Origin of the sequence: Streptomyces sp. NPDC046860 (genome assembly GCF_040645115.1) — a bacterium.
Classification (GTDB): Bacteria; Actinomycetota; Actinomycetes; order Streptomycetales; family Streptomycetaceae; genus Streptomyces.
Genome location: NZ_JBEYXQ010000009.1, coordinates 242,435 through 254,931, shown reverse-complemented (window position 1 = coordinate 254,931; position 12,497 = coordinate 242,435). Strand labels below are relative to the sequence as shown.

The 12,497-nt window shown below is 70.8% G+C and carries 12 protein-coding genes; 1 reads left to right on the top strand and 11 read right to left on the bottom strand.

Features of this window, described 5'->3' with window-relative positions; all coding sequences use genetic code 11:
* Positions 1 to 2: 2 nt before the first annotated feature.
* The 9 genes from ABZ898_RS16265 to pyrR form a co-directional block, all read right to left on the bottom strand.
* Positions 3 to 326 (bottom strand): integration host factor, encoded by a 324-nt coding sequence (locus ABZ898_RS16265; protein WP_030810589.1) that lies wholly within the window; start codon positions 324 to 326, stop codon positions 3 to 5.
* A 255-nt stretch (positions 327 to 581) separates the two neighbouring features.
* Positions 582 to 1,421 (bottom strand): orotidine-5'-phosphate decarboxylase, encoded by an 840-nt coding sequence (pyrF, locus tag ABZ898_RS16260; protein ID WP_361658347.1) that lies wholly within the window; start codon positions 1,419 to 1,421, stop codon positions 582 to 584.
* Positions 1,418 to 2,524: a quinone-dependent dihydroorotate dehydrogenase gene (locus ABZ898_RS16255; RefSeq protein ID WP_361658424.1), complete on the bottom strand. Its 1,107-nt coding sequence runs from the start codon at positions 2,522 to 2,524 to the stop codon at positions 1,418 to 1,420. The genes pyrF and ABZ898_RS16255 overlap by 4 nt, the downstream gene beginning before the upstream one ends.
* 69 nt (positions 2,525 to 2,593) lie before the next feature.
* A complete protein-coding gene (carB, locus tag ABZ898_RS16250; protein WP_361658344.1) occupies positions 2,594 to 5,902 on the bottom strand; it encodes a carbamoyl-phosphate synthase large subunit in 3,309 nt (1,102 codons plus the stop codon).
* Positions 5,895 to 7,037: a glutamine-hydrolyzing carbamoyl-phosphate synthase small subunit gene (gene carA, locus ABZ898_RS16245; RefSeq protein ID WP_361658342.1), complete on the bottom strand. Its 1,143-nt coding sequence runs from the start codon at positions 7,035 to 7,037 to the stop codon at positions 5,895 to 5,897. Before carA ends, carB begins: the two co-directional genes overlap by 8 nt.
* Entirely contained in the window at positions 7,034 to 7,618 is a 585-nt protein-coding gene (locus tag ABZ898_RS16240) for a hypothetical protein (protein WP_361658339.1), read from the bottom strand. Before ABZ898_RS16240 ends, carA begins: the two co-directional genes overlap by 4 nt.
* Complete coding sequence (locus ABZ898_RS16235; RefSeq protein WP_361658336.1) at positions 7,615 to 8,901, bottom strand: dihydroorotase; 1,287 nt, start codon at positions 8,899 to 8,901, stop codon at positions 7,615 to 7,617. Before ABZ898_RS16235 ends, ABZ898_RS16240 begins: the two co-directional genes overlap by 4 nt.
* A 4-nt stretch (positions 8,902 to 8,905) precedes the next feature.
* Positions 8,906 to 9,886, bottom strand: coding sequence for an aspartate carbamoyltransferase catalytic subunit (locus ABZ898_RS16230; RefSeq protein ID WP_361658333.1), 981 nt, complete (start codon positions 9,884 to 9,886; stop codon positions 8,906 to 8,908).
* A gap of 92 nt (positions 9,887 to 9,978) precedes the next feature.
* Positions 9,979 to 10,551, bottom strand: a complete 573-nt coding sequence (pyrR, locus tag ABZ898_RS16225; protein ID WP_361658330.1) for a bifunctional pyr operon transcriptional regulator/uracil phosphoribosyltransferase PyrR — start codon at positions 10,549 to 10,551, stop codon at positions 9,979 to 9,981.
* 252 nt (positions 10,552 to 10,803) lie between these two features.
* Here pyrR and bldD point away from each other — a divergent pair, with 252 nt between their 5' ends.
* Positions 10,804 to 11,304, top strand: a complete 501-nt coding sequence (gene bldD / locus ABZ898_RS16220; protein WP_031180174.1) for a transcriptional regulator BldD — start codon at positions 10,804 to 10,806, stop codon at positions 11,302 to 11,304.
* Between the two features lie 171 nt (positions 11,305 to 11,475).
* Here the strand turns inward: bldD and nusB are convergent, their stop codons facing one another.
* Together nusB and efp are read right to left on the bottom strand one after the other, a co-directional pair.
* A complete protein-coding gene (gene nusB, locus ABZ898_RS16215; protein WP_361658327.1) occupies positions 11,476 to 11,910 on the bottom strand; it encodes a transcription antitermination factor NusB in 435 nt (144 codons plus the stop codon).
* A 2-nt stretch (positions 11,911 to 11,912) separates the two neighbouring features.
* Entirely contained in the window at positions 11,913 to 12,479 is a 567-nt protein-coding gene (gene efp, locus ABZ898_RS16210) for an elongation factor P (RefSeq protein WP_361658325.1), read from the bottom strand.
* Positions 12,480 to 12,497 lie beyond the last annotated feature (18 nt).

Genomic DNA, 12,497 nt, shown 5'->3' with positions numbered 1-12,497 from the left:
ACTCAGGAGCCGGTGCTGCCGAACTCACGCTCCAGGGAAGCGATCTGGTTGGAACCGAGGCCGCGCACCCGGCGGCTCTCGGAGATGCCCAGACGCTCCATGATCTGCTTGGCGCGGACCTTGCCCACGCCCGGCAGGGACTCCAGCAGGGCCGAGACCTTCATCTTGCCGATGACCTCGTTCTCCTGGCCCTGCTTGATGACCTCGTGCAGCGAGGCGCCGGAGTGCTTGAGTCGATTCTTGACCTCGGCCCGCTCCCGGCGAGCCGCGGCGGCCTTTTCGAGCGCGGCTGCGCGCTGTTCAGGGGTAAGGGGCGGAAGAGCCACGCCTACGTCACCTCGGATGTCGAACTGTCGGATACGGACCGGTGAGGAACCTAGTCGCCCCACACCTGGGGAGCGGAGAGCAACACGCTCGCCCGCTCTCACTGCTCGGAGACTAGCGGGCAAGTCCGCCAGAGTCAGCGAGAACAGAGGAAAAGTCCTGGTCAGCCTCTGCGAGGCCGGACTTTTCCGGCATACTGCCCATGATTCGGGGATGTATTCGCCACTCGGACCCCCGGTCGAGCGCGTCCGCCGTGCTCAGACGCCCGCGACGACGGCCCGGATCTCCCGCGCGAAGTCCTCGGTCGCCGCACGCAGCGCCGCCCGGTCCGGACCGTGCCGCAGCACGCCCCGGCTGACGTTCGGCACCACGTTGCCCACGGCGTCCCCGAACACCGCCGGGAGGTCGGCCGGGGTGGCGCCCTGGGCGCCGACGCCGGGGGCGAGCAGCGGGCCGTTGATGGCGAGGTCGTAGGAGGACAGGTCGCCCACGGTGGCGCCCACGACGGCGCCGAAGGAGCCGAGGGGCCCGGCACCCGCGTTCTCCGCCGCGAGGTGGGCCAGCACGGTCGCGGCGACCGTACGGCCGTCCGCGCGGACCGCGTGCTGCACTTCCGGCCCCTCCGGGTTGGAGGTCAGCGCGAGCACGAACAGCCCGGTGCCGTTCTCCCGGGCCAGCTCGAACGCCGGGGCGAGCGAGCCGAAGCCGAGGTAGGGCGAGACGGTGAGCGCGTCCGAGAACAGCGGGGCGTCCTTGTGCAGGAACGCCTCCGCGTACCCGGCCATGGTGGAGCCGATGTCGCCGCGCTTGGCGTCCATCACGACCAGGGCGCCGGCCGCGCGGGTCTCCGCGACCGTGCGCTCCAGGACGGCGACACCGCGCGAGCCGAACCGCTCGAAGAAGGCGCTCTGCGGCTTGACGACGGCGACCCGGTCCGCGATCGCCTCGACGACCGTGCGGCTGAACCGCTCCAGACCGCCGACGTCGTCGTTCAGGCCCCAGTCGGCGAGCAGCGAGGGGTGCGGGTCGATGCCGACGCAGAGCGGGCCCCGCTCGTCCATGGCACGGCGCAGCCGGGTACCGAAGGGCTCGGTCATGCGGGGTTCCTGACGTCGGCGCCGACCGCGTCGGCGAGGGTGGCGTGGGGGCTGGCGGCCAGCCGGGCGGCGAGGCCCTTGTGGACGGCGCGGGTCCAGAAGGGGCCCTGGTAGACGAAGGCGCTGTAGCCCTGGACCAGCGTGGCGCCGGCCAGGATGCGCTGCCAGGCGTCCTCGGCGGTCTCGACGCCGCCGACGCCGATGAGGGTGATGCGGTCGCCCACGCGCGCGTACAGGCGGCGCAGCACCTGCAGGGAGCGTGCCTTCAGGGGGGCGCCGGACAGCCCGCCGGTCTCCTTGACCAGCGAGGGCGTGGAGCGCAGACCCAGGCCCTCGCGGGCGATGGTGGTGTTGGTGGCGATGATGCCGTCCAGCCCGAGTTCCACGGCGAGGTCGGCGACGGCGTCGATGTCCTCGTCCGCGAGGTCGGGGGCGATCTTCACCAGGAGCGGGACACGCCGGTCGCCGGTGGCGCGGTCGGCGGCCTCGCGCACGGCGCTCAGCAGCGGGCGCAGCGCCTCGGTGGCCTGGAGGTTCCTGAGGCCTGGGGTGTTCGGGGAGGAGACGTTGACGACGAGGTAGTCGGCGTGCGGGGCGAGCCGCTCGGCGGACTTCACGTAGTCGGCGACCGCGTCCGCCTCGGCGACGGCCTTGGTCTTGCCGATGTTGACGCCGACGACCGTGCGGAACACCGGGCGCCGCGAGGCCAGGCGGGCGGCGACGGCGAGGGAGCCCTCGTTGTTGAAGCCCATGCGGTTGATCAGCGCGCGGTCGGCGACCAGCCGGAACAGCCGCTTCTTCGGGTTGCCGGGCTGGGCCTCACCGGTGACGGTGCCGATCTCGACGTGGTCGAAGCCGAGCATCGACAGCCCGTCGATGCCGACGGCGTTCTTGTCGAAGCCGGCGGCGAGGCCGAAGGGGCCGTGCATGCGCAGGCCGAGGGCCTCGGTGCGCAGGGCCTCGTACCGGGGGGCGAGCGCGGCGGCGGCGAAGGTGCGCAGGACGGGGACGCGGGCGAGCAGGCGGATCCAGCGGAAGGCGAGGTGGTGCGCCTGCTCCGGGTCCATCCGTTTGAAGACGAGGTCGAAGAAGAACTTGTACATGGGTGTCCTCATGACAGGGCGGTGCTCATGAAGAGGGGGACACCGTTTCCGGTGTCCCCCTCGGGTCGGCTAGTCGCGGGCGGCGTTCAGGTGTTCCGCGTGTTCCTGCAGCGACCGGACGCCCACGTCACCGCGGCCGAGGGCGTCGATGCCCTGGACGGCGGCGGCGAGCGCCTGGACCGTGGTCAGGCAGGGGACCGAGCGGGCCACGGCCGCCGTACGGATGTCGTAGCCGTCGAGGCGGCCGCCGGTGCCGTAGGGCGTGTTGACGATGAGGTCGACCTCGCCGTCGTGGATGAGCTGGACGATGGTCCGCTCGCCGTCGGGGCCGGTGCCCTCGGACTGCTTGCGCACGACGGTGGCGTTGATGCCGTTGCGCTTGAGGACCTCGGCGGTGCCGGAGGTGGCCAGCAGCTCGAAGCCGTGGGCGACCAGCTCACGGGCCGGGAAGATCATCGAGCGCTTGTCGCGGTTGGCGACCGAGATGAACGCGCGGCCCTTGGTGGGCAGCGGGCCGTACGCGCCCGCCTGCGACTTGGCGTACGCCGTGCCGAAGACGGAGTCGATGCCCATGACCTCGCCGGTGGAGCGCATCTCCGGACCGAGCACGGTGTCCACGCCGCGGCCCTGGATGTCCCGGAAGCGGGACCAGGGCATGACGGCCTCCTTGACGGAGATCGGCGCGTCCAGCGGGAGTTCGCCGCCGTCGCCGGTGGCGGGCAGCAGGCCCTCGGCGCGCAGCTCGGCGATGGTCGCGCCCAGCGAGATGCGGGCGGCGGCCTTGGCGAGCGGGACGGCGGTCGCCTTGGAGGTGAAGGGGACCGTGCGGGAGGCGCGCGGGTTGGCCTCCAGGACGTAGAGGATGTCGCCGGACATGGCGAACTGGATGTTGATCAGTCCGCGGACACCGACGCCCTTGGCGATGGCCTCGGTGGAGGCCCGCAGCCGCTTGATGTCGAAGCCGCCCAGCGTGATCGGGGGCAGGGCGCACGCCGAGTCGCCGGAGTGGATGCCGGCCTCCTCGATGTGCTCCATGACGCCGCCGAGGTAGAGCTCCTCGCCGTCGTAGAGGGCGTCGACGTCGATCTCGATGGCGTCGTCCAGGAAGCGGTCCACGAGGACCGGCCGGGAGGGGCTGATCTCGGTGGACTCCTCGATGTACGCGGAGAGGCGCTCCTCCTCGTACACGATCTCCATGCCGCGTCCGCCGAGGACGTAGGAGGGGCGGACCAGGACCGGGTAGCCGATCTCGTCCGCGATGGCCTTGGCCTCGGCGAAGGTGGTGGCGGTGCCGTGCTTGGGCGCGGGCAGGCCGGCCTCGGCGAGGACGCGGCCGAAGGCGCCGCGGTCCTCGGCGGCGTGGATGGCCTCGGGCGGGGTGCCGACGACCGGCACGCCGTTGTCCTTCAGCGCCTGGGCGAGGCCCAGCGGGGTCTGGCCGCCGAGCTGGACGACCACACCGGCGATCGGGCCCGCGAGGGACTCGGCGTGGACGATCTCCAGCACGTCCTCCAGGGTGAGCGGCTCGAAGTAGAGCCGGTCGGAGGTGTCGTAGTCGGTGGAGACGGTCTCCGGGTTGCAGTTGACCATCACGGTCTCGTACCCGGCGTCGGAGAGCGCGAAGGAGGCGTGGACGCAGGAGTAGTCGAACTCGATGCCCTGGCCGATGCGGTTGGGCCCGGAGCCGAGGATGATCACGGCGGGCTTCTCGCGCGGCGCGACCTCGCTCTCCTCGTCGTAGGAGGAGTAGAAGTACGGCGTCTGCGCGGCGAACTCGGCGGCGCAGGTGTCGACCGTCTTGTAGACCGGGCGGATGCCCAGCACGTGCCGGACCTCGCGGACGACGTCCTCGCGCAGGCCGCGGATCTCGGCGATCTGGAGGTCGGAGAAGCCGTGCCGCTTGGCCTCGGCGAGCAGCCCGGCGGTCAGCTCGGGAGCCTCGGCCAGCTCGTCGGCGGTCTCCTTGATGAGGAAGAGCTGGTCGACGAACCAGGGGTCGATCTTCGTGTAGTCGAAGATCTCCTCCGGGGTGGCACCCGCGCGGATCGCCTGCATGACGGTGTTGATGCGGCCGTCGGTGGGGCGTACCGCCTCTTCGAGGAGGGCGGTCCTGTCGCCGGGGTCACCGATGAAGGTGAACTGGCTGCCCTTCTTCTCCAGCGAGCGCAGCGCCTTCTGGAAGGCCTCGGTGAAGTTGCGGCCGACGGCCATGGCCTCGCCGACCGACTTCATGGTGGTGGTCAGCGTGGAGTCGGCCTGCGGGAACTTCTCGAAGGCGAACCGGGGGGCCTTGACGACGACGTAGTCGAGCGTGGGCTCGAAGGAGGCCGGGGTCTCCTTCGTGATGTCGTTCGGGATCTCGTCCAGGGTGTAGCCCACGGCCAGCTTGGCGGCGATCTTGGCGATCGGGAAGCCGGTGGCCTTGGAGGCGAGCGCCGAGGACCGGGAGACGCGCGGGTTCATCTCGATGACGATGACCCGGCCGTCCTCGGGGTTCACCGCGAACTGGATGTTGCAGCCGCCGGTGTCCACGCCGACCTCGCGGATGATGGCGATGCCGACGTCGCGCAGGAGCTGGTACTCGCGGTCGGTGAGCGTCATCGCGGGGGCGACGGTGATCGAGTCGCCGGTGTGCACGCCCATCGGGTCGAAGTTCTCGATGGAGCAGACGACCACGACGTTGTCGTTCTTGTCGCGCATCAGCTCCAGCTCGTACTCCTTCCAGCCGAGGATGGACTCCTCCAGGAGCACCTCGGTGGTCGGGGAGAGCGTGAGGCCCTGGCCGGCGATGCGGCGCAGCTCGTCCTCATCGTGGGCGAAGCCGGAGCCGGCGCCGCCCATGGTGAAGGAGGGGCGGACGACGACGGGGTAGCCGCCGAGCGTCTCGACGCCCTTCAGGACGTCGTCCATGGTGTGGCAGATGACCGAGCGGGCGGACTCGCCGTGGCCGGTCTTCTTGCGGACCTCCTCCACGACGTCCTTGAAGAGGTCGCGGTCCTCGCCCTTGTGGATCGCCTCGGGGCGGGCGCCGATCAGTTCGACGCCGTACTTCTCCAGCACCCCGCTGTCGTGCAGCGAGATGGCGGTGTTCAGGGCGGTCTGGCCGCCCAGGGTGGGCAGGAGGGCGTCGGGGCGCTCCTTGGCGATGATCTTCTCGACGAACTCGGGGGTGATCGGCTCGACGTAGGTGGCGTCGGCGATCTCCGGGTCGGTCATGATCGTCGCCGGGTTGGAGTTGACGAGGACCACGCGCAGGCCCTCGGCCTTGAGCACGCGGCACGCCTGGGTGCCGGAGTAGTCGAACTCGGCGGCCTGACCGATGACGATCGGGCCCGAGCCGATGACCAGGACGGACTGGATGTCGGAGCGCTTAGGCACGCTGGCCCTCCATCAGGGAGACGAAGCGGTCGAACAGGTAGGCGGCGTCGTGGGGACCCGCTGCCGCTTCGGGGTGGTACTGGACGGAGAAGGCGGGCTGGTCGAGCAGCTGGAGACCTTCCACCACGTCGTCGTTGAGGCAGACGTGGGAGACCTCGGCGCGGCCGAACTTCGTGTCGCTGACCCGGTCGAGCGGGGCGTCGACGGCGAAGCCGTGGTTGTGCGCGGTGACCTCGACCTTGCCGGTGGTGCGGTCCTGGACCGGCTGGTTGATGCCGCGGTGGCCGTACTTCAGCTTGTACGTGCCGAAGCCGAGGGCGCGGCCGAGGATCTGGTTGCCGAAGCAGATGCCGAACAGCGGGGTCTTCCGCTCCAGGACGGCGGTCATCAGGGCGACCGGTCCGTCGGCCGTGGCCGGGTCGCCGGGGCCGTTGGAGAAGAACACGCCGTCGGGGTCCACGGCGTAGAGGTCGTCGGCGGTGGCGGTCGCGGGGAGCACGTGGACCTCGATGCCGCGCTCGGCCATCCGCTGCGGGGTCATGCCCTTGATGCCGAGGTCGACGGCGGCGACGGTGAACTTCTTCTCGCCGACCGCGGGGACGACGTACGCCTCCTTGGTGGCGACCTCCTCGTAGAGGCTCGCGCCCTTCATGTGCGGCTGGGCCTGGACCCGCGTGACGAGGTCGGCGTCGGACGCCAGCGTCTCGCCGGAGAAGATCCCGGCGCGCATGGAGCCGCGCTCGCGCAGGTGGCGGGTGAGGGCGCGGGTGTCGATGCCGCTGATGCCGACGACGCCCTGGGCGGTCAGTTCGTCGTCCAGGGAGCGCTTGGCGCGCCAGTTGGACGGCACGCGCGCGGGGTCGCGCACGACGTAGCCGGAGACCCAGATGCGGCCGGACTCGTCGTCCTCGTCGTTCCAGCCGGTGTTGCCGATCTGGGGGGCGGTGGCGACTACGATCTGGCGGTCGTAGGAGGGGTCGGTCAGGGTCTCCTGGTAGCCGGTCATGCCGGTGGAGAACACGGCCTCGCCGAAGGTCTCCCCCACGGCCCCGTAGGCGCGGCCGCGGAAGGTGCGGCCGTCCTCCAGGACGAGTACGGCGGGAGTCCTGGAGGCTCCCCTGGTGGAGGTCGTCATCGTGCGCCTTCCGTGTGGTCGGTCATCTGGTTCAGGGTCTCGACCCAGGTGGTGTGTTCGGCGGCCCGGTCGGAGCGGAAGCCGGAGTCGATCAGCTTCTCGCCGTGCGCCCAGGTCACCACGAGCAGTCCGCCCTCGGTGAGGACCTTGCCCGCGATGCCCTTGTCGAGCCGGGCGCCGCGCAGGGCCGCGGCGGGGATGAAGAAGTCCGTGGCGCCGGGGCGCTCGACGGCCAGGCCCGCGTCGGTGAGGGTCAGCTCGGCCCGGCTGCGGGAGCCCAGGCCGTGGGCCACGATCCGGTCCAGCCACTGCCCGGCGGTGGTGGAGCCGTGGTAGCGGCCGCTCATCGTCAGTTTCTCGGTGCCGGGGGCGTCCGGCACCTCGGGCAGTGCGGGCAGGTCGTTCTGGAGGGCGCCGCGCCACTTCCAGCCCTCGCGCATCAGCCAGTACAGGAGGGCGACGAAGAGGGCCAGGCCGACGAGCCAGCCCAGGCGGGCGGCCCAGTCGGTCACCTCGGCCGACTTCTTCTCGTCCGCCAGGGTCGTGGCGAGCGATACGGCGAGCTGAGTTGCAGGTGTCACGTGAGCTTCCCGTCCATGAGCGTGGCCTTGCCCCGCAGCCAGGTGTGCGTGACACGGCCCGGCAGCTCGCGGCCCTCGTAGGGGGTGTTGCGGCTGCGCGAGGCGAAGCGCGCGGGGTCCACCTGTCCACGGTAGGCCGTGTCCACGAGGGTGAGGTTGGCGGGCTCTCCCGCGGCGACCGGGCGGCCGTGGCCGGTGGCCCCGCCGATCCGGGCGGGGGTGAAGGACATCCGGTCGGCGACCTCGGCCCAGTCGAGCAGGCCGGTCTCGACCATGGTCTCCTGCACCACGGACAGCGCGGTCTCCAGGCCGACCATGCCCATGGCGGCCGCGGCCCACTCGCAGTCCTTGTCCTCGTGCGGGTGCGGGGCGTGGTCGGTGGCGACGATGTCGATCGTGCCGTCGGCCAGCGCCTCGCGCAGGGCGCGCACATCGCGCTCGGTGCGCAGCGGCGGGTTGACCTTGTAGGCCGGGTTGTAGGTGCGCACCATCTCCTCGGTCAGGAGCAGGTGGTGCGGGCACACCTCGGCGGTGACGTCGATGCCGCGGGACTTGGCCCAGCGGATGATCTCCACCGAGCCGGCCGTGGACAGGTGGCAGATGTGCAGGCGGGAGCCGACGTGCTCGGCGAGCAGCACGTCCCGCGCGATGACGGACTCCTCGGCGACGGCCGGCCAGCCGCCGAGGCCCAGCTCGGCGGAAACCACGCCCTCGTTCATCTGGGCGCCCTCGGTGAGCCGGGGCTCCTGGGCGTGCTGGGCGACGACCCCGCCGAACGCCTTCACGTACTCCAGCGCGCGGCGCATGATCACCGCGTCGTCCACGCACTTGCCGTCGTCGGAGAAGACGCTGACCTCGGCGGCCGAGTCGTGCATGGCGCCCAGCTCGGCGAGCTTCTTGCCCTCCAGGCCGACGGTGACGGCGCCGATGGGGCGTACGTCGCAGTAGCCGGACTCCTTGCCGAGCCGCCAGACCTGCTCGACCACGCCGGCGGTGTCGGCGACGGGGAAGGTGTTGGCCATGGCGAAGACGGCGGTGAAACCGCCGGAGGCGGCGGCGCGGGTGCCGGTCAGCACGGTCTCGGAGTCCTCGCGGCCCGGCTCGCGCAGATGGGTGTGCAGGTCGACCAGGCCCGGCAGCAGCACGCGGCCCTCGGCCTCGACGACCTCGGCGCCCTCGGCGGACAGGCCGGTGCCGACCGCCTCGATCAGCTCGCCGTCGATCAGGACGTCCTGCGGCTCGCCCCCGAGCACCTTCGCACCGCGGATCAGGATCTTGCTCATGTTCTTACTTCTCCTCGGTACGAAGGTGGGAGGTGCCGGCGGGCTCGTTGCCGCCGAGCAGGAGGTAGAGGACGGCCATGCGGACGGAGACGCCGTTGGCGACCTGCTCCACGACCGTGCAGCGGTCGGAGTCGGCGACCTCGGCGGTGATCTCCATGCCCCGGACCATCGGGCCGGGGTGCATGACGATGGCGTGCTCCGGCAGCCGCGCCATGCGGTCGCCGTCGAGGCCGTAGCGGCGGGAGTACTCGCGCTCGGTGGGGAAGAACGCGGCGTTCATCCGCTCGCGCTGGACCCGGAGCATCATCACCGCGTCGGTCTTGGGGAGGGTGGAGTCGAGGTCGTAGGACACCTCGCAGGGCCAGGTCTCCACGCCGACGGGGAGCAGGGTGGGCGGGGCGACGAGGGTGACGTCGGCGCCGAGGGTGTGCAGCAGGTCCACGTTGGAGCGGGCGACCCGGCTGTGCAGGACGTCGCCGACGAGGGTGACGCGCTTGCCCGCGAGGTCCTGGCCCAGTCCGGCGTCGGGGCCGATCAGGCGGCGCCGCATGGTGAAGGCGTCCAGCAGGGCCTGGGTGGGGTGCTGGTGGGTGCCGTCGCCGGCGTTGATGACGGGGGCGTCGATCCAGCCGGAGTTGGCGAGGCGGTAGGGCGCGCCGGACGCGCTGTGCCGGATGACGACGGCGTCCACGCCCATCGCCTCCAGCGTCTGGGCGGTGTCCTTCAGGGACTCGCCCTTGGAGACGCTGGAGCCCTTGGCCGCGAAGTTGATGACGTCGGCGGAGAGGCGCTTCTCGGCGGCCTCGAAGGAGATCCGGGTCCGGGTGGAGTCCTCGAAGAAGAGGTTGCAGACCGTGCGGCCGCGCAGGGTCGGCAGTTTCTTGATCGGCCGGTCGGCGACCCTGGCCATCTCCTCGGCGGTGTCGAGGATCAGGACGGCGTCGTCGCGGGTGAGGTCGGCGGCCGAGATGAGATGACGCTGCATCTGTCAGGCTCCGTAAGGCAGTTGAAACGGGAGGTTTCGGGCGGGCCGGGGCGCGTCAGGGCACGCCGAAGCGGCGGGACGCCCCGGATGCGCTACTGGTCGGCAGCCTTGGTGCCGAGCAGCACGGTGTCCCGGCCGTCCTCCTCGGCGAGCTGGACCTTGACCGTCTCCCGCAGCGACGTGGGGAGGTTCTTGCCGACGTAGTCGGCGCGGATCGGCAGTTCCCGGTGTCCGCGGTCGACCAGGACGGCGAGCTGCACCGCGCGGGGGCGCCCGATGTCGTTCAGGGCGTCGAGGGCGGCGCGGATGGTGCGGCCGGAGAAGAGCACGTCGTCGACGAGCACCACGAGGCGGCCGTCCACGCCGTCACCGGGGATCTCGGTGCGGGCGAGGGCGCGCGGGGGGTGCATGCGCAGGTCGTCGCGGTACATCGTGATGTCGAGCGAGCCGACGGGGATCTTCCGGCCGGTGACCTGCTCCAGCTTGACGGCGAGCCGCTGGGCGAGGAAGACGCCCCGCGTGGGGATGCCGAGGAGCACCACGTCGTCGGCGCCTTTGGCGCGTTCGACGATCTCGTGGGCGATGCGGGTGAGGACGCGGGCGATGTCAGGGCCTTCGAGCACGGGCCGGGCATCGGACGTCAGGGGACGGGCGTGCGAGTCCATACGAAACGGACCTCCTTCTCCGCCTCACGGGACGGACTTTAAAGGACGTCGGATTTGCGCCATCCACCCTAGCAGGTCATCCGGAGGCCCCGTTCACCCGCTCGGCGCAACGGGCGGCCACTACCACGGAAGCGTCGGTGTGGACCATTCGGCTTGACGCAGGAGAATCACGCTGCGTAACCTCACAGTGAGTTACCAGCCGCGCGGTGGGAACACCTGCCGACCGCGTCTACACAGTGTCCGGGGAGCTATATGTCCAGCGAATACGCCAAACAGCTCGGGGCCAAGCTCCGGGCCATCCGCACCCAGCAGGGCCTTTCCCTCCACGGTGTCGAGGAGAAGTCCCAGGGGCGCTGGAAGGCCGTGGTGGTCGGTTCCTACGAGCGCGGCGACCGTGCCGTGACCGTGCAGCGCCTGGCCGAGCTGGCCGATTTCTACGGCGTCCCGGTGCAGGAGCTGCTGCCGGGCACCACGCCGGGCGGGGCCGCCGAGCCGCCGCCGAAGCTCGTCCTGGACCTGGAGCGGCTGGCCACGGTGCCGGCCGAGAAGGCGGGCCCCCTCCAGCGGTACGCGGCGACGATCCAGTCCCAGCGCGGTGACTACAACGGCAAGGTGCTGTCGATCCGCCAGGACGACCTGCGCACCCTCGCGGTCATCTACGACCAGTCCCCCTCGGTCCTGACCGAGCAGCTCATCAGCTGGGGCGTCCTGGACGCGGACGCGCGCCGCGCGGTCGCCCACGAGGACAACTAGCCGCTGGTTCCATCCGCAGAAACGTGCCGCCGGGGTGGCAGGGAGACGATCCCTGCCACCCCGGCGGCATTTCGGCGTACTAAGGCCGGAGAAACTCAGGGGCGCGGGGAACTGCGCGACCAGCCCCGACGGGCCGGCACACGTAGCTCTCCCGCGCCCCTGACGGCGCTGCTACGGCTCCTCGCGCCGCAGGCTCGCCTTGAGCTCCTTGAAGCGGCCCAGGAGGCCGTTCACGAAGGCCGGCGACTCGTCCGTCGAGAACTCCTTCGCGAGCTGCACCATCTCGTCGAGGACGACCGCGTCCGGGGTCTCGTCCTCCCAGATCAGCTCGTAGGCGCCGAGGCGCAGCAGGTTGCGGTCGACGACCGGCATCCGGTCGATCGTCCATCCCACCGCGTACTGCGCGATCAGGTCGTCGATGCGCCGGGCGCGCTCCGCGTACCCCTCGACGAGCTGCATCGTGTACTCGCTCACGGGGGGCTGGCGGGTGTCGGTCCGGGAGAGCCGGACCCAGTCGGCGAGGACCGTGAGGACGTCGGTGCCGCGCTGGTCACCCTCGAAGAGGATCTGGAAGGCGCGCTTGCGGGCCGTGTTGCGGGCGGCCACGGTTAGCTGTTCACCCGGCCGAGGTAGTCGCTCGTGCGAGTGTCGACCTTGATCTTCTCGCCGGTCGTGATGAAGAGCGGGACCTGGATCTGGTGGCCGGTCTCCAGCGTGGCGGGCTTGGTGCCACCGGTGGAGCGGTCGCCCTGGACGCCCGGCTCGGTCTCCTGGATGACGAGCTCGACGGCGGCCGGCAGCTCGACGAAGAGCACCTCGCCCTCGTGCTGCGCGACGACGGCGGTGAAGCCCTCGATCAGGAAGTTCGCGGCGTCGCCGACGGCCTTCGGGTCGATGTGGAGCTGGTCGTACGTCTCCATGTCCATGAAGACGTAGTACTCGCCGTCCTTGTACGAGAACTGCATGTCGCGCTTGTCGACGGTGGCCGTCTCGACCTTGACACCGGCGTTGAAGGTCTTGTCGACCACCTTGCCGGAGAGGACGTTCTTGAGCTTGGTGCGCACGAAGGCCGGGCCCTTACCGGGCTTGACGTGCTGGAACTCGACGACGGACCAAAGCTGGCCCCCGTCGAGCTTGAGCACCATGCCGTTCTTGAGGTCGTTCGTGGAAGCCACGGTTGCGGAATCTCCTGG

Excerpts from the sequence above, each read along its gene's own strand:
- pyrF (WP_361658347.1), bottom strand. The coding sequence starts at position 1,421 with ATGACCGAGCCCTTCGGTACCCGGCTGCGCCGTGCCATGGACGAGCGG.
- carA (WP_361658342.1), bottom strand. The coding sequence starts at position 7,037 with ATGACGACCTCCACCAGGGGAGCCTCCAGGACTCCCGCCGTACTCGTC.
- bldD (WP_031180174.1), top strand. The coding sequence starts at position 10,804 with ATGTCCAGCGAATACGCCAAACAGCTCGGGGCCAAGCTCCGGGCCATC.
- ABZ898_RS16235 (WP_361658336.1), bottom strand. The coding sequence starts at position 8,901 with ATGAGCAAGATCCTGATCCGCGGTGCGAAGGTGCTCGGGGGCGAGCCG.
- ABZ898_RS16255 (WP_361658424.1), bottom strand. The coding sequence starts at position 2,524 with ATGTACAAGTTCTTCTTCGACCTCGTCTTCAAACGGATGGACCCGGAG.
- ABZ898_RS16230 (WP_361658333.1), bottom strand. The coding sequence starts at position 9,886 with ATGCAGCGTCATCTCATCTCGGCCGCCGACCTCACCCGCGACGACGCC.
- pyrR (WP_361658330.1), bottom strand. The coding sequence starts at position 10,551 with ATGGACTCGCACGCCCGTCCCCTGACGTCCGATGCCCGGCCCGTGCTC.